This window comes from Bifidobacterium sp. LH_416, assembly GCF_056357055.1.
The window spans coordinates 347,579-373,742 of sequence record NZ_JBKEVJ010000002.1; the positions used below are offsets into that span (position 1 = coordinate 347,579).

Annotated in this window: 14 protein-coding genes, 1 other RNA gene and 3 pseudogenes; 4 read left to right on the plus strand and 14 right to left on the minus strand. The window is 54.5% G+C overall.

Annotation, left to right across the window (positions count from 1 at the left end):
• Window positions 1-188: 188 nt before the first annotated feature.
• The 6 genes and pseudogenes from AC1AY0_RS06055 to AC1AY0_RS06080 form a co-directional block, all read right to left on the minus strand.
• Window positions 189-315, minus strand: a pseudogene (locus AC1AY0_RS06055) (very short patch repair endonuclease); the annotation flags it as partial.
• A gap of 689 nt (window positions 316-1,004) precedes the next feature.
• Window positions 1,005-5,093, minus strand: a pseudogene (locus AC1AY0_RS06060) (Lhr family helicase); the annotation flags it as partial.
• Window positions 5,094-5,447: 354 nt separating this feature from the next.
• Window positions 5,448-6,062 (minus strand): annotated as a pseudogene (locus tag AC1AY0_RS06065) (DEAD/DEAH box helicase); the annotation flags it as partial.
• Between the two features lie 146 nt (window positions 6,063-6,208).
• Entirely contained in the window at window positions 6,209-7,174 is a 966-nt protein-coding gene (locus tag AC1AY0_RS06070; protein ID WP_476523325.1) for a ribokinase, read from the minus strand.
• A 180-nt stretch (window positions 7,175-7,354) separates the two neighbouring features.
• Window positions 7,355-8,548, minus strand: a complete 1,194-nt coding sequence (locus tag AC1AY0_RS06075) for an MFS transporter (RefSeq protein WP_476523237.1) — start codon at window positions 8,546-8,548, stop codon at window positions 7,355-7,357.
• Between the two features lie 271 nt (window positions 8,549-8,819).
• Window positions 8,820-9,098 (minus strand): hypothetical protein, encoded by a 279-nt coding sequence (locus AC1AY0_RS06080; RefSeq protein ID WP_476523236.1) that lies wholly within the window; start codon window positions 9,096-9,098, stop codon window positions 8,820-8,822.
• On the opposite strand from AC1AY0_RS06080, the gene AC1AY0_RS06085 reads away from it, so the two are divergent.
• Window positions 9,097-10,293 (plus strand): DUF4153 domain-containing protein, encoded by a 1,197-nt coding sequence (locus AC1AY0_RS06085; RefSeq protein ID WP_476523235.1) that lies wholly within the window; start codon window positions 9,097-9,099, stop codon window positions 10,291-10,293. The genes AC1AY0_RS06080 and AC1AY0_RS06085 overlap by 2 nt on opposite strands.
• A gap of 75 nt (window positions 10,294-10,368) precedes the next feature.
• On the opposite strand, the gene AC1AY0_RS06090 is transcribed toward AC1AY0_RS06085, so the two are convergent.
• The 3 genes from AC1AY0_RS06090 to AC1AY0_RS06100 all read right to left on the minus strand — a co-directional run bounded on the left by AC1AY0_RS06090 (window position 10,369) and on the right by AC1AY0_RS06100 (window position 15,210).
• Window positions 10,369-12,654, minus strand: a complete 2,286-nt coding sequence (locus tag AC1AY0_RS06090) for a DNA gyrase/topoisomerase IV subunit B (RefSeq protein WP_476523234.1) — start codon at window positions 12,652-12,654, stop codon at window positions 10,369-10,371.
• 131 nt (window positions 12,655-12,785) lie between these two features.
• Window positions 12,786-14,246 carry an RNA polymerase sigma factor gene (locus AC1AY0_RS06095; protein ID WP_476523232.1) on the minus strand — a complete coding sequence of 487 codons (1,461 nt, stop codon included), beginning with the start codon at window positions 14,244-14,246 and terminating at the stop codon, window positions 12,786-12,788.
• Between the two features lie 199 nt (window positions 14,247-14,445).
• Window positions 14,446-15,210, minus strand: a complete 765-nt coding sequence (locus tag AC1AY0_RS06100) for a DUF4192 domain-containing protein (RefSeq protein WP_476523231.1) — start codon at window positions 15,208-15,210, stop codon at window positions 14,446-14,448.
• 193 nt (window positions 15,211-15,403) lie between these two features.
• Between AC1AY0_RS06100 and AC1AY0_RS06105 the strand changes: the two genes are divergently transcribed.
• Both AC1AY0_RS06105 and AC1AY0_RS06110 read left to right on the plus strand, forming a co-directional pair.
• The gene (locus tag AC1AY0_RS06105; RefSeq protein WP_476523229.1) at window positions 15,404-16,495 is read left to right on the plus strand and encodes a polyprenyl synthetase family protein; all 1,092 of its coding nucleotides are present in this window, start codon (window positions 15,404-15,406) and stop codon (window positions 16,493-16,495) included.
• Between the two features lie 131 nt (window positions 16,496-16,626).
• Window positions 16,627-18,909 carry a protein kinase domain-containing protein gene (locus AC1AY0_RS06110; RefSeq protein WP_476523228.1) on the plus strand — a complete coding sequence of 761 codons (2,283 nt, stop codon included), beginning with the start codon at window positions 16,627-16,629 and terminating at the stop codon, window positions 18,907-18,909.
• A gap of 111 nt (window positions 18,910-19,020) precedes the next feature.
• Here the strand turns inward: AC1AY0_RS06110 and AC1AY0_RS06115 are convergent, their stop codons facing one another.
• Window positions 19,021-19,731: a lysophospholipid acyltransferase family protein gene (locus AC1AY0_RS06115; RefSeq protein ID WP_476526115.1), complete on the minus strand. Its 711-nt coding sequence runs from the start codon at window positions 19,729-19,731 to the stop codon at window positions 19,021-19,023.
• Between the two features lie 51 nt (window positions 19,732-19,782).
• On the opposite strand from AC1AY0_RS06115, the gene AC1AY0_RS06120 reads away from it, so the two are divergent.
• On the plus strand, window positions 19,783-20,400 hold the full coding sequence (locus tag AC1AY0_RS06120) for a hypothetical protein (RefSeq protein ID WP_476526039.1): 618 nt from the start codon (window positions 19,783-19,785) through the stop codon (window positions 20,398-20,400).
• A gap of 57 nt (window positions 20,401-20,457) precedes the next feature.
• Here AC1AY0_RS06120 and trpD read toward each other — a convergent pair whose 3' ends face one another.
• The 4 genes from trpD to rnpB all read right to left on the minus strand — a co-directional run bounded on the left by trpD (window position 20,458) and on the right by rnpB (window position 26,080).
• Entirely contained in the window at window positions 20,458-21,504 is a 1,047-nt protein-coding gene (gene trpD, locus AC1AY0_RS06125; RefSeq protein ID WP_476526041.1) for an anthranilate phosphoribosyltransferase, read from the minus strand.
• A 202-nt stretch (window positions 21,505-21,706) separates the two neighbouring features.
• Window positions 21,707-24,670 carry a preprotein translocase subunit SecA gene (gene secA / locus AC1AY0_RS06130; RefSeq protein ID WP_476526043.1) on the minus strand — a complete coding sequence of 988 codons (2,964 nt, stop codon included), beginning with the start codon at window positions 24,668-24,670 and terminating at the stop codon, window positions 21,707-21,709.
• A 166-nt stretch (window positions 24,671-24,836) separates the two neighbouring features.
• Window positions 24,837-25,499 carry a ribosome hibernation-promoting factor, HPF/YfiA family gene (gene hpf, locus AC1AY0_RS06135; protein WP_033890100.1) on the minus strand — a complete coding sequence of 221 codons (663 nt, stop codon included), beginning with the start codon at window positions 25,497-25,499 and terminating at the stop codon, window positions 24,837-24,839.
• Between the two features lie 206 nt (window positions 25,500-25,705).
• An RNA gene (rnpB, locus tag AC1AY0_RS06140) (RNase P RNA component class A) lies at window positions 25,706-26,080 on the minus strand.
• Window positions 26,081-26,164: the final 84 nt, after the last annotated feature.

Consider the following 26,164-nt stretch of genomic DNA (forward strand, 5'->3'; position numbering starts at 1 on the left):
AGAGTTCAAACGTTTTGCACGCTTGCGATTGTCGCAGAATCTGCATTCCCAATAGGAAAGAACGGCCCAGCCCTCATCAATTAGCTGCTGACGCTCTTCCATCATCTGCCACCATTCCTCTACGTGTGCTTCCTGCCAGATTCGCTGCGATTCAGGCGGCAATGCCTTGCGACGGCACTCTTGTCGATCATGCCACAGGCAAGAATCAACGAATACCATAATGCGATATTTTGGCAGCACAATATCTGGCGGCCCAGGATATCGCGAATCATATTTTCTAAATCGAAAACCATTGCGGAACAATGTGGATCTTAATTGTCTCAACAACGGCTCCATATATGACGACTTCATCGTAGTGCATGGGTTTTGCGACCCGGCCACTTGTTGAGCATAAAACATCTCGATATCTTGATCATCCGAGTAATACCGAAATGAAGCAGTGATGGATTCATCCACAAACTTCATGATTGTTTGAACGGTTCGCTTTGCTTCTTCTTGTGAAGAAGCAGTTCCATACGCTTCAAATTCCGGAATTGTGTAAATCCATTCCTCGCCAATATGCTCAATAAACACAGAGACGCCCTTGAGCTTCGTCGGGGTAATGTTCACGTTGGCTACTGACTTGTTCTTTTCTCGATAGTGAGCTTTTCCACCCCACCCTGGTTTTGACGTCAAATGATATCCATGACATTGAGGACAACGGTAATATCTTTTCTCCTCTTTGGTCCTTGCCCGACCGCGTCGTTGACGTTGCGTACCAGCTAAAGCAATCTTCGCATCCAGTTCAGTACGGAAACGAACTTTCCCACAGATACGCGATGTGTTTGCAGATGTATCTTGCGCCCATACTCGTTGCCGCTGCTGGAATAAGCGAGACTTCTGTTTCGGTGTCTTAATGCCCATGACACCTCCTGCAACGACGAAAAACAGCAATTACTAATTTTGCCACATAAATGCTTGGGATAAACAATCCCGTCAATGCATCAGATGACTCTGCGGGTCTTTCAGTACAATCGCATGCCTTGCGGTACGGGGACGAAGCCGGCTTGGTGCAGAATGCGGGCAAAGGGATGACGGGCGTTCAACGGTTCTCCGTTTACATCACTGAGCGTTACTGTCCCTGCCCCAGAACTGAAACCAGAGTTGGAGCTGGCACGCTGCAATGCATAGACCAGTTCGGTTGCGGCTCTGCGCAAAACATCATCAGAGAAGACATCATCTGATCGGATACCATCAGCCTGGGCATCAGCGGATTGCCGTGTGGCATTACTGTTCCCGGCATCATCAACTGTTGATTTGACATCGAGGCCATCGTCACGATCCGACTGGTTTTGGAAGACCGTCAGATGTTTGGATTTCACTGTAGCGAACAATAGTGGTCCTCGAGCTCCCAACACCACTAGTGAGCCAGCCCGCCGCGCAGGTTTTATAGCGTTATCACTCACCGCCGGCCAGTCGATTACTGAGCCGCTCAAGTTCGCGGGATCAAGCACACTTAACGCCACTACCGTGCGTTCGCGGCTTTCCAATGGGTGACGCAATGCATCCACAGTCTCACGCTGTGCAAACTGCGCAGCGCCAAACCCGCGTACGAACATGCCACGAACCAGCTGACCGTGCTCCTCCATCCGCTTCAGTACGGGATACAGTGCTGAATAGCCTCCCGACACATGCTCCCTATCTACCAACGGCTGCGTAATCACACCGTATCGATCCAGTAGCGTATCGATAAGCGCGAGAGCCCGTTCGGCCTGCAACACCTCAACCGCCGATGATTCATTAGAATCGTGAGGCGTTAAACTCTGGAGAACTCCATCGGCAACAGTGTCATTGATCGCATTATCAGAGCCAACCATTGACCACAGGCCAGATAATGTCATATCCGTAGTCGCCCGTCTGATCGGCACAACTCTGCCTCGCCTACGAGAGACCGTAGCCGTACGGCGACTTCCCTGACCGACTGTCATCACAGCGCGAATCGGAGCAAAACTTGAATTGGTAACTTTGCCCTGCCATACGAGGCTCAGCAGCGCGTCCTTAAACTGCTGTTCGCTCCATTCTTGAGGAATGATTTCGCCGGTGTCCGGGTTGATATCCGGCTCCGCGGTTTCATTCCAGATTCGTTTTGCAGCATCCATCAACTGCCGCGCATGGAAGGCACCGCCCGCTGATAGCGCACGCAGAATAGCATCCGGCATGGTGGTTGACTGTAACTGTTGCGATTCGGATGGTATCCGGGATGACTCTGATGAGTCAGGTATCAGTATGGAATCCGCTGGGTAGAATGCGATCTCTCCCGGTTCCGTAACCCCTGTGGAGCCAGTCTTTGAACCGACCCATATGCAATCGCCCGAGGTGAGGAGTTCATCCAATAATGCCGGTTGATAATCACGCACGCGAACGGGGAAAATAGACGATTCCCAAATCGCCGCAGGCAAAGCAACGCCTTCCAATTGTTCGATGACGCGCATCAATCCATCCGCGCCTTCGTATTGTTCGCCACCGACTGGACCCACACCTTGCCGGTCCAAGAGGAACATCTGATATGCGGCTGGCTCCACTGGTTTGACGGCTTTGCGCGCCTTGGCAAGTGAACGTTGCCGAATGCGACGAAACACGTCCTTATGCAGCCATTGTTGATGGCCCTCATCACTGTCATCTACAAAATGACCTTTGAGCAGATCTCCTTTGGAAGCCAATTCGTCCAGTACATGTACAGCATCGGTAACTGGAACATGGAGGTCTTCGATAAGCTGCTCAGCAGTAAATGGTCCATGAGTTTTGGTGTATCGCGTGACACGCCCGGTGATATCGTCTGCTGCAAGCTCATTCCAAAAGCTGCGTTCGCCAAGCTCTTCGGCTACTGCATGAATCACGTCGGGATCAAGGACACTGGCCATGTTCTCAGTACCCAACAGTCGTTCAAGTACCTGAGGATCCAGAGCCAGCAATTGTGCATTGCGTTCGGCTTGCGGCTGATCATATTGGTACATCACCGCACCTACGAACCCGAAGAGGATGTTCTCTGCAAACGGTGATGGGTTCTCGGTTTCCACGTCTTTGACTGCAATCTGACCGTTATTGAGCCCGGTCATTACCTCATTCAAGGCGGGCATGTCATAAACATCTTGCAAGCATTCGCGCGCAGTTTCCAGCAGTAGAGGAAAGTTCTTCACAGTGCGGGCTGATTGCAGCAATTGCGCGGCTCGTAAACGTTGCTGCCAGAGGGGTACGCGGCGACCTGGGTCAGAGCGCGGCATGAAGAGGGAACGCGCTGCGCATTCGCGGAATCGCGCGGTGAACAGCACGGATTCACCAACCTGACGTTCCACATCCGAGGTTAAATCTTCCGGATCGAAGAGGAATAGATCAGCTACGGGAATATGCCCCTCGCCGTCCGGTAATTGGATGACAATGCCGTCGTCCGCGGCATAGGCTTGGCCGTCAAAGCCGTATCGGGTGGCGAGCCGTCGGCTGATGGCCATGGCCCATGGCTCGTGCACGCGACGGCCGAAGGGGCTGAGCAGTACGATGCGCCAGCCACCATCTTCATCACGCGTACGTTCCACCACCAAGGTTTTGTCATCTGGTACTACACCGGTGGCAGCTTGTTGCTCGGTAAGGAGACGTGCGAGATTGGTGATGGCATTCGTATCAAGGCCGTCATAGCGAAGACGGTGTTCTATGGCTGGGATAAAGCTTGGGGTGGACCTCCTCTCAGTCGCCGTTCGGCGACAGCTCCCCTCGTCAGGGGAGCCAGAAGAGGGGGTAGCCACCGCGGCTCGGCCTTCCGGGAAGCCAGAAGAAGGAGAGACTAGGCCGGCGGTGGTTTCACGCAGGAAGCGACCTACCGTGCGGCTGAATCCGTAGTCACGGCCTGCGCCCTCGCCATGCCAGAATGGCAAACGCGCAGTACGTCCGGGAGCTGGGGTTACCACCACACGGTCACGGGTGATTTCCTGAATCTGCCACGATGAAGTGCCGAGTGTAATCACGTCTCCCACGCGTGACTCGTACACCATTTCTTCGTCCAGTTCGCCCACACGTCGCTGACCTTTGCCAGCATCTGCTTCCGGCAACACCACTGTGTAGAGCCCTCGATCAGGAATCGTGCCGCCTGAGGTCACAGCGATTTTCTGTGCGCCAGGACGCGCAGAGATCACGCCCTCCTCTGTATTCCACATCAGTCGTGGCTTGAATGCAGAAAACTCCTCAGTGTTATAGGCACCTGACATCATGCCCAGCACTGCGTCGAACATTTCACGCGGAAGCTCGGCAAATGGTGCGCTACGGCGAACTGTCGCATACCAATCATCAACGTTGAGATTATGCATGGACGCCTCGGCCACAGTCTGCTGTGCAAGTACGTCAAGTGGGTTACGCGGTATTGCCAGTGGTTCGATATCACCAGCCATCATGGATTCCAGACTTGCCGCCGAAGTGACAATCTGCTGACGCGTCAGCGGGTAGAACAATGCATGGGACACTCCCCCAACCTGATGGTCGGCGCGACCTACACGCTGCAGTCCGGAAGAGACCGACAAAGGCGTATCAACTTGAATCACCAAGTCCACTGAACCCATATCAATGCCGAGTTCCAAACTGGAGGTGGCCACCACACAACGCAGTTCGCCGCGCTTCAATCGCTCTTCAATCATTTTGCGACGATCTTTGGAAACCGAACCATGGTGGGCCATGGCGATTACATCATTACCCTCATGTGAGCCGACCAGCATAGTGGTGGAGCCGACCACGGCGTCATAATGTGCGGCAAAGCCTTCACGGCCTTCTGGCGAGCCAGGTCCCATAGAAGCCCACTGATCCTTCGCCACTACAGGCTGTGCAGGATGATTGACTCCAGATGCGTCTTCCATTGATGCAGCAGCTCTATCAGTCTGAATGTTGGCGCTGCTGCTATGACTTTCGGCATACATGTCATTCAAGCGGGCCGTCAGTTTTTCCGCTACCCCACGAGAGTTCACAAACACCAACGTAGTGTGATGTTTGAGAACCTCATCCAGAATGCTGCGCTCCACCACTGGCCAGATGGAGCCGGAGGTGCGGTCACCTCGCGCGCCAAGAATGGAGGAGGAATTGGTTTCCATTAAAAGATGACTGCGACCCGCGTCGGCATCTTCCTGCAAGCCAGCGTCGACAAGTCCCCGACGTTCCGCCAGACGTTGCATAGCAGGCGTGACACCACTGATATGCGGCATGCCCTGCCCTATATCAACTCCCCCTGCGCGATGTTGCACATTAGCGGAATTCAAGTCGCGCATGTTCTCCAGCGGTTCAACCATCTTCAGATCCATGGCTGGCCTTCCACCTGGATTCACGATGGTTACAGCTCGACCGCCACCTAGAAAACGTGCAGCTTCCTCGGGCGGATTCACGGTAGCTGAAAGACCAATACGTTGTATGTGGAAATCGCGGCACATATCTGCACCATCAGAGGCGTTCCGCCTGCGGCTTTCATCAACCAGATTTTCCAACCGTTCAAGGCTCAACGCCAGATGCGCACCGCGTTTGGTGCCAGCCACAGCGTGAATCTCATCAACAATCACAGTCTCCACGGTGGAGAGAATTCGCCCGGCTTTGGAGGTCAGCAGTAAATACAAGGACTCCGGCGTAGTGACCAAAATATCCGGCGGATGCGAGGCGATGCGTCGCCTCTCTTGAGCAGTGGTATCTCCCGAACGAGTAGCGATGGAGATTTTGGGTGCGGCCAGACCCTGCGCTTCACATTGCGCCGCGATACCTTCCAGCGGTCGTTCAAGATTTTTGGCCACATCTACAGCGAGCGCCTTCAACGGTGAGATATACAGCACGCGCACACCAGTACGCTTTGAACGCGTCTGTCTATCCCCCGGCTTCATCAATTGGTCGATGGCGGACAGAAAAGCAGCAAGCGTCTTACCTGAGCCAGTCGGTGCGATGACCAGCACATTCTTACCAGAAGCAATAGCTGGCCATGCTTGATTCTGCGCTTCCGTTGGCTGTCCGAACGCATGCGAGAACCATACCCGGGTAGGCTCAGCAAACAGGTTCAGACTTTCGCACATATGTTCGATTCTAATCAGCCACGCGACATTAGCGGGCAGCCCTTCAGCGGAACAAAACCTCGGGGCAGGCAACAAAATGCCCCACTGACGGCTCGTCAGCGGGGCACAACGGATATCAATGCGAGGATTTGCCCCGCTTATCAGCTTCAGCTGAAGTACTCAATAACCTCTTCAGCCGTACCGTAGGCGCTTTGCGCGCCAAGCTTGGTGGCAGCATATGCGGAGACGTAGGAACCGATTTGCGCAGACTGCAGCAGCGTGAATTTCGCCGCAAGACCTGCAAGCACAGTTCCCATGAAAGAGTCACCGCAACCGGTGGTATCCACGGCCTTCACCTGAGCTGCGGACACACGATGCCAACGTCCATCTTCAATCACAATCGATCCGGATGCACCAAGCGTCACAATCGCACGATCAAAACCGTAATCAGTGAAGCGGGCCACCACTTCATACCAGTCGTATTCGTCAGTGCTTTCATCATCCGGCAACCCCAGCAGCTGCGCTACCTCATGCTGGTTCACCAGCAAAATATCGGTTGCTTCAACCAGTTCATGAGGCAGTTCGTCCATGAACGGCGAATCATTCAGCAATACGGTCACACCAGCATCGTGAGCGGTCTGAGCCGCGGCAATCACCGTGGAAATCGGGCTTTCCAAGCACAAACCAAGCACCGAGCACGCTGCGATGGTATCGCGATGAGATTGCACATAACCGGCGCTGACTTTGGAATTAGAGCCCGGAGAGTAAACGATAGTGTTCTCACCTTCGGCGCTGACGGTAATCAGCGTAGTGCCGCTGGGGCCTTCAACATGCAGGATGTCGGCGGTATCTACGCCGGATTCGTCCAGCTTGCTCAACAGGAAGTCCGCGTTTGCGTCCTCTCCCACAGCACCCAGCAGCTGCACGTTTGCGCCGAGGCGCGCTGCAGCTGAAGCCTGATTGGCTCCCTTACCGCCCGGCAACACCTTCATAGCGCCGCCGTTAACGGTTTCGCCCGGATTGGGCAGTCGTTTTGTGCTCACAGTGTAGTCGGCATTCATGGAACCGACCACAATCACAGAACCCTGTGCTTTACCCAAAGCTTCCAGTCGATCACGCACTGGTTCGGGCATCTGCTCATGTTCTTCACTTTTCTCCATGGTTGCACAGCATAGTAGGCCCATGGGCCAAAGGTCGAATCATGTGATACTGGAAAATAACAAAACGGCTACATTTCAAGGATTCTGGCCTCAACAGAGAAGTCTGCAATCAGGTCAAAATCAGGCCAAAATAAGGCCAGAATCACATCCAAATCAGCCGCGAATTTTGCGCAAACGCTCGTGCATCACAGTCATCAGCACCAAGAACAGCAGCAGGTACCACGGGTACAGGGAGATGCTGATGTATTGTGCGATAACGCCGAACAGCGGAGGCATTGCCAGCGAACCGAGATAAGCGCACGCCATCTGCACGCCGACAATGGCTTGGGAGTTTTCTTCACCGAAATAGGTCGGCGTGGAGTGAATGACGCACGGGTAGATTGGCGCGCAGCCGAGGCCAACCACCACAAGTCCAATCACGATGCCGAGATGATGCGGCAGCGGTATGAACATCACAACGATGCCGGTAAGCACCAGCACCTGCCCGAGTCGAATCATGGCGGGATCGGAAAGCTTCATGGTGATGAATCCGGACAGGCCGCGACCGACGGTGATACCCACGTAGAACAGGCTGGCCCAGCTTGCTGCGGTGATTTTATCCACGCCGGCATGCAGCACCATATAGCTGGAGGCCCAAAGCCCAGCTGTGGTTTCGATGGCGCAATAGCAGAAGAACATAACGAGGATTTCTTTGGCACCTCGTATGGCCAGCACACCAACCAGGCCAAGCGGCTTGCGCTCGGCGGATTCAGCAGGAGTCTGAGCATTCGACTCAGCCTGTTCTTCAGCGGCGGTGCGTTTGCGGGACTTCCACAGCGGCAGGCTCAGCACCAGAATTATCGTAAGCACTACCTGCAGGATGGCAATGTAGCGATATCCCCAAGGCCAGCCCTGGCCACGAGAAAGCGCGAATCCCATGATGTACGGGCCAATGGAGGCACCCACTCCCCACATGCAATGCAGCCAGCTCATGTGGCGGCTTTCGTAATGAACCGCCACATAGTTGTTTAATGCGGCGTCCACACCACCAGCACCGAGACCGTAGGGAACAGCAATGAGCAGCAGCACCCAATAGTTCGGTGCAATGGAGAATCCGGCGAGCGCAGCGGCCGTCAGCGCCACGGAAACGGCGGTAACGCGGCCGGCGCCGAACTTCAAGGTCATGCGGTCCGACATCAGCGCCGAAACAATGGTGAACATGGAGATTACAGCGGAAATGCCGCCCGCCCAAGAAACAGGAACGGCAAGATCCTGACTCATGGTCGGCCAGGCTGCGCCGAGCAGTGCATCAGGCAGACCGAGACTAATAAACGCTACGTAAATCACCGCAAGCAACAAACTGGCCATGGTTGCAGCACCCTTCCACATCAAAACAACTTTGTTCGTGACAACGATATCATTCAGCTTACCGAACGGTAAGTAGGCAACACGCCGAAATCACAACAGCTCACAAACAAGTCGGCGGCTTTGCCTGCATTACAGCAAATCAACCCCGAACAATCAATTCATCAGCACCAGATAGTCATATCGAATATCAATATGCACAATCAGTGAAGAATTGCTTTTCGATATAGATATATCGTTTTTCGATAGATTACGATGCAGGTATGTCCACCAATTACTCTCCTGCCGTTACCTCAACAGCAACCCCGGCAACAGCAACCTCTACAGCAACCACATGCGGTCCATCCACTCCAGCACCACCACTGCACCCCTTGCCAATCATCAAACGCCGTATCGCATTGTTGACCACGGCATTCCTCATTCCCTTCTCCTTTGACCGACTTATCCTCTCTGACACCTGGGCAAGAGCATTCTCCTCCCTCCTGCCGATATGGTTATCATCATGGGTCCGAGGGTCGCTCTTCTGCGTTATCTGCCTTATCGCCATCATCATGTTATTTATCCGACGCGCTTACCGCAGCCCAATATGGTGGATCACCATCATCGCCGCGGGAACGCTCAGCACATGGCTTATCGTCAACGATAATTCCTTTACCTATGCCATTCCTTCCGGAAGCGACACCTTCATCGCACTTCCTTCGGCGAATTATTCATACGCAATCATTACCATCTACATGGTTCTTCCCGCATTACTTATGCTGGCATTGCAACTTTCTTCAATTACTTTCAACCCAAACCGCCCGGCGAATATCGCACTCTACTGGCTGCAAGGTTGGACCGTCAGCCTGTTCACTCACTGGCGCATGCTGACAGATACTATCTCTTATTATCTTCACACCGCACATGTCGCTGATAACGATGTCACCGCTGCGCGCAACAGCACTATACGAAAAATAGGTATCGCGCTGCTCATCAGCATGCCCATCCTATGTCTGTTGGTTCCACTGCTGATGGAAGCAGATGAAATGTTCTCATATGGCATCACGCATGCGTTCGAATATTTCGATCCAACGGAGTTCTTCCTGCACACTATAGCGGTGATTATCCCACTGCCATTCCTTGCCTCGCTGTTCGCCAGCGTGGAGACGCGCAACAGGGAGTCTGATCTCACTGCTCTTCGCCAGGCCGAACAACGAGGAATCTTCGATTCCACTATCACTTCCACCGTGCTCATCATTGTTCTGACGTTGTACGCCGTTTTCTGTGCGGTGCAGTTCACGTTCCTCTTCGCAGGTGCGGGCCTACCCGAAGGCTATACATACTCCGAATACGCACGCCAAGGCTTCTTCCAACTGCTGTTTATAGCCGCGTTGAATCTTGCCGGCTTCGGACTGGTGCTCACCTTTACGCCTCGCACCAAACTCGTCATAGCGTTGCAAATTGGCCTCATTGCTACAACTGGAGTCATGCTTACATCCGCAGCCACGCGGCTCGGTCTGTATATTGCCGTCTATGGCATGACTTGGTTGAGATGGCTTTCGCTGACGTTTATCGCATTGCTGGCGATAGTGCTTGTACTGGCATTGATTCGATTATTTGTGCAACGACTGCCGTTGATTACCGTGACATTCATGCTGGTGCTGCTCTGGTGGCTCGCATTGGGCTTCAGCAATCCAAACTGGGTCATCAATGCATGGAACAGCTATCTTGGAACCACGGTCAGCGGTCTGGCATCATCGCTCAGCTAAATTCGATTGATGCTGATGTTCCTCGCGGGAAACCCTAGCGAGGAGCATCAGCATCAATTCATGTTCGGATCAGTATCACGTGTCGATCTTGGAGCGATCGAAATCGTCAGCATTATCCACGATGAACTGCTTGCGCGGCGGCACATCGTCGCCCATCAGCAGCGAGAAAATCTCTGAAGCTTGGGCAGCATCCTCCATACGAATACGGCGAAGCATGCGAGTACGAGGATCCATAGTGGTATCAGCCAACTGATCGGCGTCCATCTCGCCCAGGCCCTTATATCGCTGGATGTCATCGTTGTATCCGATATGTTTGCTATCCAAATCAGCCAGTTTGCCTGCCAGCTCGTCATCGGAATACGTGTAAATGTATTCGCCCTTGTGTGAACCGGTCAATGCGATGCGGTGCAGTGGCGGCACAGCCGCATACACGTAGCCATGTTCGATAAGCGGGCGCATGTACCGGTAGAACAGGGTCAGCAGCAGGATACGAATATGTGCGCCGTCCACATCAGCATCGGTCATCATGATGATTTTGTGATAACGGGACTGTTCGATATCGAAGCTCTGCCCGGAGCCGGCGCCCACCACCTGAATAATGGCTGCGCATTCCTTATTCGAAAGCATCTGCGTAATGGATGCCTTCTGCACGTTCAGAATCTTGCCTCGAATCGGCAGTAACGCTTGGAATCCAGCGTTACGCGCCGCTTTGGCGGTACCAAGTGCGGAATCACCCTCCACGATGAACAGTTCGGCAATATCATCATTGCCTGGCTGGCAATCGGAAAGCTTAGCCGGCATGGAAGCGGATTCCAGCGCGTTCTTACGGCGGGTCACCTCTTTGGCTTTACGGGATTGGATGCGGGCGTGCATCTCCCCCACAATCTTCTCCAACACGCGACCGGACTGATCCTTATATCCGCGCTTTGAGCCGGAAATCATCTCACCGAACTGCTTATCAGTGAGCCTGGTAGCAATCGGCTTGACTTGCGCCGTGCCGAGTACATCCTTGGTCTGACCTTGGAACTGCGGTTCTGCGACGCGAGCAGTGATAACGGCCACGAGACCGGCTGTGATATCGTCACGCTCCACCTTCATGGCGGAATCTTTGAGATTCACCTTCAGCTTGCGAGCATTGTCTTCCACGGCCTTACGAATCTGCTTGGTAATGCCGTTCATGAAGCCATCCACATGGGTACCGCCGCCCGGCGTCTCCACGATGTTCACGAAACTCCGGATGGTGGTGTCGTAACCATTCACCCAGCGCAAAGCGATATCGATACCGCATTTGCGTTCGATTTCCTGGGCGTGCAGTTCACCGCCTTCACCCACGGCTTGAGTCTCTTCCTTATATGTACCCTCGCCCTGAATACGCCAGATATCAGAAACCGGCTCACCTTTGGAAAGGAAGTCCACGAAATCCTTCACGCCGCCGGTGTGGCGGAATTCCACCACACGCGGGTGGGCCGGCTGTTCGCCGAATGCGCCGTCGATAACCTCGTTGGAGGCGTTGAGTGAGAAATCCTCTTCGCCGCCATCTGCTGGTTCTGTAATAGCCTCTGCAGTATCTTCTGCAGCGTGTTCTGCAAAAGCCACTGCAGAAGTTTCGGTCGCAAGTTCTGCAGAAACCGCGCCATTCTCCGAGGATTCCGGCACATTCTCATCAACAATGGTGATTCTAAGGCCAGGAACCAGGAAACTGGTCTGCCGTACGCGATCGACCAACTGCTCATACGAGAATTCGGCAGTCTTGTTGAAGATTTCAGGGTCAGCCCAGTACCGGATTCGAGTACCGGTGGTTTTAGGGCTTACCTTGCCGATGATTTCCAGCTCGGTCGGGCGATTCTTGCGAGTGCGCTTGAATGGTGAGTCAGGAGAAGGATTCTCCGGATCGGCATCCGTATATACACCAGGATGCCCCTGGTGGAAGGACATGTAATGGGTTTTGCCATCACGGTCCACTTCCACATCCAGACGGGAGCTCAGCGCGTTCACTACAGAAGAGCCCACACCATGAAGACCACCTACTGCGTTATAGGAGGAATTGCCGAACTTGGCACCGGCATGCAGCTTGGTAAGTACCACTTCCACGCCAGACAGTCCGGTTTTCGGTTCCTTATCTACCGGGATACCTCGACCGTTGTCCGCCACTTCTACTGAGCCATCGGTATGCAGCGTCACAGTGATATCAGTGCAGAACCCTGCCAAGGCCTCATCAACAGAATTGTCGATGATTTCCCACAAGCAGTGCATAAGGCCCTGCGAGTCGGTGGTACCGATATACATGCCCGGACGCTTGCGCACTGCGTCCAAACCCTCGAGGACGGCAAGATCTTTCGCGCCGTATTCTTCTGTGGCCATAAATCCTTTATTTTCTATGTTCTATGACTTGGCTCCCCTCGTTTGAGGAGAGCCAGAATGGATTGCTTCGTCGTTTGACAGCCCACTGGGCTGTCAAACTCCTCGCGTGAGCGCGCTGCCGAGCGGCGCGATCACTGATCCAGGAAGTCGCGCAGAGTCTGCGAACGAGACGGGTGGCGCAGCTTGGACATGGTCTTGGATTCGATCTGACGAATACGTTCACGGGTCACGCCATACACACGGCCGATATCATCCAGTGTCTTCGGCTGGCCGTCTTCAAGACCGTAACGCATCTTGATCACACCGGCTTCACGCGGCGACAGCGTTTCCAGCACCTGCTTGAACTGCTCCTGCAGCAGGGAGAAGGCCACCGCGTCGGACGGAGCAATAGCATCGGTATCCTCAATCAGATCGCCGAACTCGGAATCACCGTCTTCACCAAGCGGGGTGTGCAGAGAAATCGGTTCACGACCGTACTTCTGCACTTCCTGAACCTTCTCAACCGGCATATCCAGCTCGCGTGCCAGCTCATCCGGCGTAGGTTCGCGGCCCAAATCCTGCAGCATCTGGCGCTGCACGCGGGAAAGCTTGTTGATGACTTCCACCATATGCACAGGCACACGAATGGTACGAGCCTGATCAGCCATAGCACGCGTGATGGCCTGACGAATCCACCACGTAGCGTACGTAGAGAACTTGAAGCCCTTCTTCCAGTCGAACTTCTCCACAGCACGAATAAGACCCAAGTTGCCTTCCTGAATCAGATCGAGGAAGAGCATGCCACGACCCGTGTAACGCTTGGCAAGCGACACCACGAGTCGCAGGTTAGCTTCCAGCAGGTGGTCCTTAGCCTTCTTGCCGTCGGCTGCAGCCCACTTGAGCTCACGCTTGCGCTTGAACTCCATACCTTCGGACTGAGTGTCCAACAAGTGCTGAGCATACAAGCCGGCCTCAATACGCTCGGAAAGGTCCACTTCCTGCTCAGCGTTCAGCAGGCTCACGCGACCAATCTGCTTTAGATAATCCTTAACCGGATCGGCGGTAGCGCCAGCGGCGATCACACGACGCTTCGGGTTACCGGCTGGAATGATGTTCTCATCGTCATCATCGGTGTCGGAAACCACATAGGCGCCCTTTTCCTTCGGCTTTTCCGGAGCCTTAGGCTTAGCGTCTTCATCCTCGTCGTCTTCGTCATCTACATCGTCGGCGTCGAGATCATCCTCATCCAAATCGTCATCGGAATCATCGGAATCGACATCGTCGAGGTCATCGTCCAGATCATCGACGTCAAGATCTTCGTCATCTACCACGTCATCATCGAGGTCGTCGCTCTGGTCGTCCTCAGTCTTGATGAGATCCTCATCCTCAGTCTTCTTGACTGCGGTCTTCTTCTTGGCCGTGGTACGACGAGTGGTCTTCTTCGCTGCCTTCTCGCCGTCTTCGCCTGCGGCTGCCTTGGCCGACTTCGTGGCGCGGGGTTTACGCGTAGAGGTCTTGCGTGCGGTGGTCGTAGAGCTGGCCTTCTTCTTGGTCTCGGTCTCCTCGCTGGAGTCTTCCGTCTGCTTGGTTGCCGTCGTTTCCTTCGTGGCCAAAACTGCTCCTTCTGATCTCTCGCCTGAAGCTCACATACCACATGGGCACACTTCTGGCAAGGGCAAATCGTCAACTATGTGAGTAAATCACCTTCCGAGGACGATTATTCCCATTTGACGAAAAATCAGTGTTGCAATTATCACTAGCTCTCGTTCGCGAAGCCGCACGCATCACCTGAAATCATCACCACAAACCCAGTCATACAGCCATATCTGGCACGCTGCATGAGCACCAGGCAGGGAATACTCCTCGATCAGCGGCAGAAAATACCATCGCCGCCAGCGAACAGTCCTCATCCAAAACCAAACATTGCAATGCCAATGCCGCAGCACTGCTATCTCCTAGCCACCATAAGGTGTAAGCAGCCACTGCCAAAGGCTGAATGCAATACGGTACCGGTGAAGCCGTAGCGATATCCAGCAGCATGTCGATGCCTGTACGGCAACGATCTTCGTTGGGCGTGATGTCTTCATCTTCAAACGCGGAGGTCAACAGCTGGCCCATACGGCGTTTCGCATGAGCACTATGTGGCTCAGAAGCGAATTCCATAAGCTGCGCCTTAGGGCAGATATCCCGATCGACAATCATCGAAAGAATGAGGGCATCGCGGATAGATAGCGTTTCGTTCATTCCCACGGCAAACGCCGCCATAGTCTCTGGCTCAAGATCAGCAATACCTTCATCCAATGAGGCAAGCCATTCGTCCAATGGCTCAGCCACCCAGTCCGCATCAGCCTGCTGTGGGCCACGCTCGCGCCGGTCTTCATGGAATGCGGTGGACATCATATCCAGGTTTTCCATATCGAACTGCTCTTGAGCCAGACTCGCGCGAGATTCACGCTCATGCCGGTTGCCGCTGCGATGCCTCTGAGTATTGCCGCTACCACCACTGGGCGGCGACGCATTCCCTCCTCGACGAGTACGCTTATTGCTCCTCTTACCTGCATTATTCTTGTTTGCCATGTTCGTGCCTTCCTTGACTTGCCATACGCGAAAATGCGAATCCTGCGACCCGCATAGCTCTTGTGAGCGTGGGTCTACTATGCATGAAATGCGCGCGGAACAGAGGGAAAAACAAGGTATGTGGTTCTAGCTTCAAAACCCTTTATTTCCAACGTTGTTGTATTCATCACAACCTGTGGATAAGTTATAAGGCATGTGCACAACCAGAAATGACCTCAACACCATCGAGCCACGCATCTGCGAATTGGTTCGTGAACTTACCGACGCACCTGTCACTGGCAAGGTGGCGAGCGCCTTACAACCAGTGATGGGTGAAGTCATCGATCAAGCCGTCTCCTCCAGTCAGGGAGGCAAACGACTACGTGCGCTGCTCAGCCTTGACGCATATGATGCGCTGACTCACGATCAGCAGCACATTGAATCTTCGTCAAGAACAGCCATGCTTGACTTGGCGTGCGCCATTGAGGTGTTCCAGACTGCCGCGTTGGTACATGACGACATCATTGACGAATCCGATCTTCGCCGAGGCAAGCCTTCCGCACATCGCGCGCTGGAATACACCGTGCATAATGCGTCCATTGGGCGGGGACTGGGCTTGATGTTGGGCGATATTCTGGCCACGGCATGTATTGAGATTGCTCGGCGATCCGCAAAACATCTCAATAATGGCGATGCCATCGTCGAAGCATTCCTCACCATGCAGCGTGAGGTGGAAATCGGTCAGGTTTTGGATTTGGGCGTGGAGATGACTCCACTTAGTGATCCGCAGGCATTGGTTGACGCTTCGCTCAATGTCTTCCGCTGGAAAACCGCCAGCTACACTACTATCGCTCCACTCCTGTTTGCACTGTTGGCCGCCGGCGTTGAACCGGCCAAAGCGCAGCAGCAGGCACTTGCCGTGGGTGAACCGTTGGGTTTGGCTTTCCAACTTGCGGATGATTTGTTGGATGTTATTGGCTCCAGTCGCAATACCGGTAAGCCTGTGGGTGGAGATATTCGAGAAGGCAAGCGAACGGTTCTGCTTGCTGACGCGTTGAATGCCGCCGACGACGCTACCAGGCGTGAGCTGTGTGACATGTATGAGTCCGCTCATCGAGATGAAGCGCAAGTGCAACGCGTCATCAGCGTGTTCGGCGAGACTCATGCCATCGATCATTCTCGTGATCGCATCAGTGCATTGTGGGAGCAATCGCAGGCCGCTATCAAGAATCTTGGATTGGATGAGACAAACGAACAACAGCTCATTGCAGCATGCGCTCGTTTCATTCCTCAGGATTTGCGATAATACAACCGCATATTCCATATTTCCATACGTCTCTGTATCTCTTCTGCACATCGGTACCGCTCATCAGCGCGTAGCCCATGCCATGTAAACTGAACCATGTTCAGCTGTAGTCAAAGGAACCGTACGAGTTAATGAGTGAGAACGAGCCCGCGCAGATGATTGAGGGACGCTACCGCATTGTGCGCAATATCGCCGAAGGTGGTATGGCCACCGTGTATGAGGCGGTCGATGAGCGTCTGGGCCGCACTGTGGCCATCAAAGTGATGCATACACAGCTGGCTCAGGGGCCTCATAGAGCACAATTTGTGGAACGATTCCGCCGTGAGGCCAATTCCGCGGCTGCCATTGCCAATCCGCATATCGTGCAGGTGTACGATACCGGCGAGTTCAACGGGCTTGATTTTCTTGTTATGGAATACGTGCATGGCATTAATTTGCGCCATGAAATGAATGTGCAGGGCACGTTCTCCGTGCGGGAAACGTTACGCATTATTGCGGAGACTTTGGATGGTCTGGCTTCCGCACACCGTATTGGCGTGGTGCATCGTGACATTAAGCCGGAGAATATTCTGCTCAATGATCGAGGCCATGTGCAGATTACTGACTTCGGTCTGGCCAAGGCTGCAAGTCAGGCCACGCTCAGTTCCACTGGTATGCTGCTCGGCACTGCAGCATACCTGGCACCGGAAATGATTGAGAACAATCTGGCCACTCCTCAAGGTGACTTGTATTCCGTAGGCATTATGGCGTGGGAGATGCTCGCCGGCAAAGTGCCTTTTGATTCTGATAATCCAGTGACTTTGGTGTTCAAACATGTGCATGAGGATGTGCCGTCCATTGCAACTGTTTGCCCTGGTATTGACCCAACAGTTGCCGCTTTTATCTCTCATCTGACCGCGCGCGCGGTGGAAGCGCGCCCGAAAGATGGCACTGAAGCTGCATCAGAATTGCGTCAGCTGGCGGCAAAACTGCCGTTGGAGGCTTGGCAGTATCGTTGGCATGCTACAGCAGCCGATCCAAATCATACCGACGCTACTGCTCCTGCATTAGTAGGCACTATTGGCAAGGCAGCGGAACATCTTACCGCTACGCAGCCTGCTCCTCCGACGCCGCCGGCTCCCCCTGCTGCCAATCAAACGGCAGCTTCAGTTGATGCTGCATCTTCTGCTCCGATTGCTCCAACCACTGCTCTGAGCGCTCCAGCTTCTGTGCAGAACGCTCAAGCTGGTCAGAGTGCGCAAGGTATGGGTCAGACTCGAGTGATGCCACAAACTGGTGCGTTTGATAATGGCGAGACTCAGGTGTTGCCTCAAATGGCTGGCGTGCCTACGCAAGCATTGCATTCGTCCGATAAGGTTCTTGCAGATGACGCAGCTACGTCTGCATCCGGTCACGATGATGCAGCTGACGGTAAGAAATCTCATCGCAAGGTTGCGCTTATTGTTGCCGCTATCGTGGCGGTGGTGCTTGCATGTACCGGTGGCGGCTTCGGCTGGTGGTGGTACGTGGGCCCAGGTAGTTATTGGAGCGTGCCTCAGCCTGAAGATGTGACATGTGGTGCTGAAGATACCCAATGTTCGCTCTCCGGTGCCGATTGGACTACCTATGAGAGTCTGTTGAAGACCGCAGGCATTCCGTACAAGGCGACGGAACAGTTCAGCGATACCGTTGACAAGGGCAAGATTATTTCAGCGTCTATTGATAAGGCTGAGGCTTTTGTGCGTAGTCATGTGAGCAAGCGAAGCGATCAGCAGATTGAGATCGTGGTGTCCAAGGGTGCACAAATGGTTACGATTCCGGACGATATTCTCGATTCCAGCTCAGCCAACGGCAAGGATCCGCTCACCGCATTGAAGAATGCAGGATTCAGCAACATTACGCATGATGAATCCAATGATCAGTATTCCATGGATGTTCCAGAGGGAGCAGCCCTGACTATTACTCCGGATCCTGGTACCACTATGAAGCACGATGCCGAAGTGACCATTACCTTGAGCAAGGGGCCAATGCCGGTGAGCATGCCGGATATCGTGGGCAAGACCAAAGATGAAATGCTGTCTACCTTCGACGAGCTGAAACTTACCGCAAATATCACTGAAGAATTTGACGATAAAATCGCTGCCGGCACAGTCATGTCTGCTTCGCAAAAAGCTGGAACTCAGCTGAAGTGGGGCGATAGCGTCGACGTGGTAATCTCCAAGGGCCCCGAAACCACGGTATTGCCTAACGTGGTCGGCATGACGTATGACGATGCCGCTAAGCAACTGGAAAAGCTTGGGTTCACGGTGAAAAAGTCTGCTCCATTGGGCGACATTACCCATGAGGTGCGTATTCAAAGTCCGAAGGCTGGAGAGACTGTACGTCTGCGTGACGAAAACGGTACTCCGACCGTTATTACGCTTACTGTGGTGTGATTCCATCTATTGTGGTTCCCTCTTTGAGGGGAGCTGTCGTCGTAAGACGACTGAGGGGAGCCCCGCTTCAGCGGGACTCCCCTCGGCTTGCTGTTGAGCTTTACGATAGACCTATGCTTCCGGCTGCGTTTCAGCAGCTTCCTTGGCTGCCTTCAGCTCAGCCTTAACCTTCTGAGCATATTCATCCACGTATTCCTGGCCACTCATCTCACGAATAGCTGCGGACACACGATCCGTCAGCTCGCGAAGCTCAGCATGAGTAATCTCATCAGCGGATTTCTTGGAAACCTCAATCGGCTTGCCGTACTTGACTTGGGTTTTGCCTTTCTTCGGAATGGAAGTGCCAATCGGCTGCAGGAGATCAGAACCAATTAGTGCTACCGGCACAATCGGGCAGCCAGTCTCCAGCGCCAGACGAGCCACACCGGTATGACCCTTATACATGCGGCCATCTGGGCTACGCGTACCCTCAATATGAATGCCGAACAGATGACCATCTTCAATAATCTCACGAGCATGCTCGAGTGCACCAAGGGACTTGTTGCCACCGGAACGATCCACCGGGAATACGCCCACGGAAGTGAACCACCACTTCTTGAACTTGCCCTTCAGACCTTTTCCTTCGAAGTATTCCGCCTTGCCCATGAAATGCACCATGCGAGGGCAGGTAATCGGAATCAACGCATCATCAATCACGGCCAAATGGTTGGCGGCAATAATCGCGCCTCCAGAGCGAGGCACATTATTCAGGCCCGAAACAGTGGGTCCAAGACGATGACGGGCAATAGGACCGAAGACTTTTACGAAGAACCAGTACAGCACTTGGCGTTTCCCTCCCTGCGCGGTTTGGGGCATCAGATTAGAGTGGTGTATATGACTGACCTCAACAATACCAATGCGGGTGACGAGCCCACAACACCCACGCCGGAAGATAGCGGAAAGACCAGCGATCTGGACGCAGCATGGGCAGCATTCGAAGCCGAGCATAAGGCAGACCTCAATGATGTGGCGTCTTCTCGGCAAGCAAAGAAATTTGAGAAGCAGGCTAAAAAACGCGAGAAGGAAGCACTGCTTTCCGTGGATGATTTGGATTCCGCCGCTTTTACCGATGGCGTGCGCCCATTCCATGAACGGGCACGCAGAAATCAAGGCAAAGGCCCTCGTGATTTCAAAGGTTCCAGCTGGCTGGATACCGATAGCGTAATGGACCGCTACGATGATGGCGACTTCACTCCCCCGAATCCCGATTTGGGTCCAATGCATATGTCGACCGTACTGCCAGTAGTCTTACTGGTCGTGGGCGTGGTTGGCACATTGGCCATGATTCTGATACCGGCGTTGTATAGCATTCCTGTGCTCAGCACAATCCTGAATCTTGTATTCAGCGTGTGCACCGTCATTGGCTTGGGTGATTTGATATACAAAGCAGTTACCCGCAAAAACCGCCCCGGTGATAAAGGCGGCTATTACGACGACGGTGCCCGCGTGTGATGCCTCCTTCTTGGCTCCCTCTCACGAGGGAGCCACATACACTGTAAACCTACCGAATCAGGCCTTAGACTTGGCGGTTGCAATCCACTTGTCCAGCAGAGCTTGAGCCTTACCGGAGTCCACAGTTTCTTCGGCAATCTTGTATGCTTCGCGGAAGCGTTCAGCCAGCGTGCCGTCGCCTACCAGATGACCATCGGCCACAATGGCGGAGGCTGCATTGAGCAGTGCAGTGGAGCGGGACGGCACATCCTTGCCGGCAACGAAATCACGGAACGCAGCAGCGTTGACTTCAGGCTCGCCACCCTTCAAATCGGCTACATCAATCTTGGCCAGGCCGAGGTCAACGGTTGGATCGAAGTCAGTTTCGGTTACCTTGCCGTCACGAATCTCCCAGACGGAAACCGGACCGGTAGGAGCCAGCTCATCCATACCCTCATGCGAGGTGTACACCATGCCGGACTGTCCGGCTGCAGCGTAGGCGCCAGCCATAATCGGGCTCATAGCACGGTTTGCACAGCCAATGGCCACATGAGCCGGCTTGGCCGGATTGGTCAGCGGTCCCAGCACATTGAATACGCACGGAATGCCGAGAGCGGCACGAACCGGGCCGACAAAGCGCATGGCCGGGTGGAAGGTGCGAGCGAACGCGAAGGTGATACCCACTTCGTCGCCAACCTCGCCTACGGCTTCAGGCTTCAGGTCGAGCGGCAGTCCGAGGGCTTCAAGCACATCGGCGGCGCCGCACTTCGAAGAGGCGGCACGGTTGCCGTGCTTGACGATCTTCACGCCAGCAGCCGCAGCCACCACGGCACCCATTGTGGAAAGGTTCACCGTAGCGAAACCGTCACCGCCGGTGCCCACGATATCCGTGGTCTCGCCGGAGACGCTGAGCGGCACGGCATGAGAAACCATAGCCTTGGCGGCGCCGGAGACCTCTTCGGCGGTCAGGCCCAGCTGCTGCTGCATAGCGAGCGCAGCACCCACAGCGGCTGGATTCGCATTGCCTTTCATCAAATCATCTACGAACCATTCGGATTCCTCGGCGCTCAGGTGGTCTCCCCCGACCAGCTTGGTGAGAATCGACTTCCATGTGATCTCTGCCATTGTTCCTCCTTGACGCGCACATGCGCCTGCTAGCTGATAACGCCGCTTATTGTAATGACCGCTCGTTTCGCAGGTTCAGTTCTTCCATATTGCAAAATAATAATTCGAGCTTTACTTCTGAATCAGAAATGACTGGAGGGGAGCTCCCGAACTTAGTCGGAAGCTCCCCTCCAGTCATACCGTTTATCCTATCGATGCAGTATCACTTCTCGTTCTGGCCGTGGCACATCTTGTACTTACGACCGGAACCGCACGGGCACGGTGCGTTCTTTCCAGTACCAGGGAAGGTACGGCCGTCAGCCCACGGAGTCTTCAGTTCATCGCTCTTCGGGCGCTTGGAAACCGGAACCTTGCCTTCAGCGTGGCTGATCGGAGCCGGACCGGTTACCGGCAGCGTAGCATCGCCGGCAGCGGAAGCGGCTGCAGCATCAGCAATAGCCTGCTTCTCTTCGGAATCCTCTGCTTCTTCAGCATCCTGATCGGCTTCTTCCTCAGATTCGCCTTCTGCGGCTTCCTCTTCGGTTTCACCATCTTCATCCGGACCAGCGGCCACAGTTGCTGCAGAGTCAGCGCCGTCAGCGGTTGCGGTTACACCGGTTGCGCCTTCGGCAGCGGCCACGGCAGCATCTTCATCATCGGTGGAGGTGGCATCCTGAGTGGTTGCAACCTGCTTGACATCGATGTGGAACAGCAGCTGAACGGACTCTTCCTTGATGGCTTCGATCATGGAGTTGTACATCTGGTAGCCTTCGCGCTGGTATTCGACCAGTGGATCGCGCTGGCCCATACCACGCAGACCGATGCCGTCCTTGAGGTAATCCATCTCGTACAGGTGTTCACGCCACTTACGGTCGAGCACAGCCAGCACCACGCGGCGTTCCAGATCGCGCAGACCGGATTCGCCAATGGTCTTCTCCAGCTCGTCGTACTTCTCCTTGGCGTCCTTGACGATAAGGTCACGCACAGCTTCAACGGCCTTTTCGCCCTTGAGTTTTCCTGCGGCTTCCTTGGCCTCGTCAACAGTCACCTTGGTGGGCACTACGGTGTTCAGTGCCTTGAACAGGCCTTCCCAATCCCAATCCTTGGGCTTGTCGGAACCCTTTTCTGCGCCCTTGACGTAGGACTCGACGGTATCGGCAATGAAGCGCTCGACATCCTCGTGAATATCTTCGCCCTTCAGCACGGCCTGGCGCTCGGAGTAGATGACGGTACGCTGCTTGTTCATCACGTCGTCGTACTTCAGCACGTTCTTACGAATCTCGTAGTTACGGGATTCCACGGCCTTCTGTGCGGTGCGCACGCCCTTGGTCACGGACTTGGATTCGATCGGCTGGCCTTCTTCCATACCCTTGGCCATTACCTGAGCCACGAGCTGGGTGTTGAACAGACGCATCAGATCGTCTTCAAGAGACAGGTAGAAGCGGGATTCGCCCGGATCGCCCTGACGGCCGGAACGACCGCGCAGCTGGTTGTCGATACGGCGAGATTCGTGACGTTCGGTGCCGAGCACGTACAGGCCGCCAAGCTTCTTGACTTCCTCATGCTCATCCTTGACCTGAGCCTTAATCTCGTTCAAGGTGCCCGGCCAACGCTTCTCGTACTCTTCCGGAGTGTCTTCCGGAGAGTAGCCTTCAGACTTCAGCTTGGCATCGGCGAGGAACTCGACGTTGCCGCCGAGCATAATGTCGGTACCACGACCAGCCATGTTGGTGGCCACGGTGACAGCGCCCTTACGGCCGGCAACTGCCACAACGGCAGCTTCCTTCTCATGCTGCTTAGCGTTCAGCACCTGGTGAGGAATCTTGGCCACGTCAAGCAGAGTGGACACCACTTCGGAGCTTTCCACGGATGCGGTACCGAGCAGTACCGGCTGGCCGGAGGCGTGACGCTTGGCCACATCCTTGACGATGGCGGCCAGCTTCTCCTTCTTGGTGCGGAAGATGAGGTCGTCCTGATCCTTACGAATCATCGGCTTGTTGGTCGGGATCGGCAGCACGCCCAGCTTGTAGGTGTTCATGAACTCGGCGGCCTCAGTTTCTGCGGTACCGGTCATGCCTGCGAGCTTGTCGTACATACGGAAGTAGTTCTGCAGGGTGATGGTGGCGAAGGTCTGGTTTTCGGCCTTGACCTCCACGCCTTCCTTGGCTTCGATGGCCTGGTGCAGGCCTTCGTTGTAACGACGGCCCGGCAGGATACGGCCCGTGTGCTCATCGACGATCAGCACTTCACCCTGGGTGACAACGTAATCCTTATCCCTGATGAACAGTTCCTTGGCCTTGATGGCATTGTTCAGGTAACCAATCAGAGCGGTGTTGGCCGGCTCGTAGAGGTTATCGATGCCGAGGAAGTCCTCGACCTTGGTGATGCCTGGATCCAGGATGCCGACAACCTTCTTCTTCTCGTCGACGTCGTAATCCTCATCGCGGGTGAGCTTCAGCACCAGCTTGGCGAACTGACGGTACCAACGGGTCACGTCACCTTCGGCCGGGCCGGAAATGATAAGCGGGGTACGAGCCTCATCGATAAGGATGGAGTCGACCTCATCGACGATGGCGTAATGATGGCCGCGCTGCACCAGGTCAGCCTTCTCCCATGCCATGTTGTCGCGCAGGTAGTCGAAACCGAACTCATTGTTGGTGCCGTAGGTGATGTCTGCGTTGTACTGCTTGCGACGCTCCGGCGGCTTCTGCTCGGTGATGATGCAGCCGACATTCATGCCGAGGAAACGGTAGATACGACCCATGAGCTCGCTCTGGTAACTGGCCAGGTAGTCGTTCACGGTAACCACATGTACGCCCTTGCCCTCAAGAGCGTTCAAGTAGCTCGGCAGGGTAGCCACAAGGGTCTTACCTTCACCAGTCTTCATTTCAGCGATGTTGCCCCAGTGCAGAGCGGCACCACCCATAAGCTGCACGTCAAAGTGACGCTGGCCGAGCGTACGCTTGGAAACTTCGCGCACCGTGGCGAAGGCTTCCGGCATAATCTCATCCAAGCTCTTGCCGTTATCAAGCTGCTGCTTGAACTTCGGGGTTTGAGCCTTGAGATCTTCGTCGGAGAGTGCGGAAATCTCGTCTTCCAAAGCATTGACTGCCTTGGCTACGTTCTCGAGCTTCTTAATCTGGCGACCTTCACCCATGCGTAGGGCTTTGTCAACAATATCGACCACTGGTTCTCCCTTGATTGATTTCGGTGGTTCCGCGTATCAGAATACCGCTTTCTTTCTTATTTGACTGATTTTTTCGACCATATTACGAAAAATGGGTTGCTTCCCGAGTCAGGGAAGCAACCCATTTAGCTATGCATTATCTGCACAGTATTGGAATACCGAGGAATCAGTCCTTCTTGACGTTTTCCGGAGTATCAATCTCGAAGACGCCGTAGCTCCAACCGTGACGGTGGTAGACCACGGACGGGCGACCGGTTTCCTTGTTGACGAACAGGAAGAAGTCGTGTCCGATGAGTTCCATCTCGTACAATGCCTCATCGATGCTCATCGGTTCGGCAATGTGCAGCTTACGACGGATGACGATTGGCGTATCCCCAACCTGAACTTCCACGGATTCGCCAGGGCCAAGATCAGAGGCAACTGCAGCGGCCGGGCTGTTGTTCGGCTCTTCCTCAGCCTCCTCTACCTCAGGCTCCGGAGCGGCGACACCCAAATCAACCGGCACCGGGTTGGTGTAACCACGGCGGTGATCCTTGCGACGATCACGGGTACGGCGCAGACGGAGTGTCAGCTTGTCGAGCGCCATATCCAGTGCGCTGAATTCGTCCGTGCTGGAAGCCTCGGCACGCACCACGGTGCGGCCTGCGATAACGGTGATTTCCACGCGCTTGGCGGTATCTGCCTGACGCGGGTTGCCCTCGTGGGTCAGCACAATCTGTGCGCGCTGAGCGTCCGGGGCGATAGCGGTCACACGATTCATCTTGGACTCAACAACATCACGGAACCTTTGCTTGATCTGCGTGTGACGTCCGGTAACGACGATTTCCATGTTGACCTCCTAATGATTCAAGCGGTGTTACCCGCTATATGTGGGTCCAAACGGCAACATCACCGTTTGGGTAAGTTTCATTGTAGACGAACAATGAGTGAATCCTTGGCAACTCGCCCAGTGACTCGCTGATAGCAATATGTTTCTTTTCTGAGCTCACCATGAAACATCCCAATGCATACACTGGGGATTTGGAAGAATGAAGAAATATGAGACCTCTTATACCCCGGGTTCTGTCGTGCAACGCGCGAACGCGCTGCACGGATGGCCATCCATCTCGACCTAGCGTCACCGCTAGGCTCTAGCAGCCTACCCGATGGCACGGGCGAGCAGCCCTTACCGCCATCTGCTTGGCCTTGCTCCCGATGAGGCTTGCCATGCGGCCTACTGTTACCAGAGGCCCGGTGGTCTCTTACACCGCCGTTTCACCCTTACCCGTCGAGGACGGGCGGTCTGTTCTCTGCTGCGCTATCTCTCAGGTCACCCTGGGCGGACGTTATCCGCCATCGTGCTCTGCGGAGCCCGGAAGTTCCTCAGCCGATCCCAATGAAGATCACGGCCGCGGCCATCAAGAGGTCTCAAGCGTGCAATTATACATATGGCATGGAGAAGAGATTTGAATCAGGCAACGCTCCTCCTCAAGAGGGGCGGGCACTACAACATTC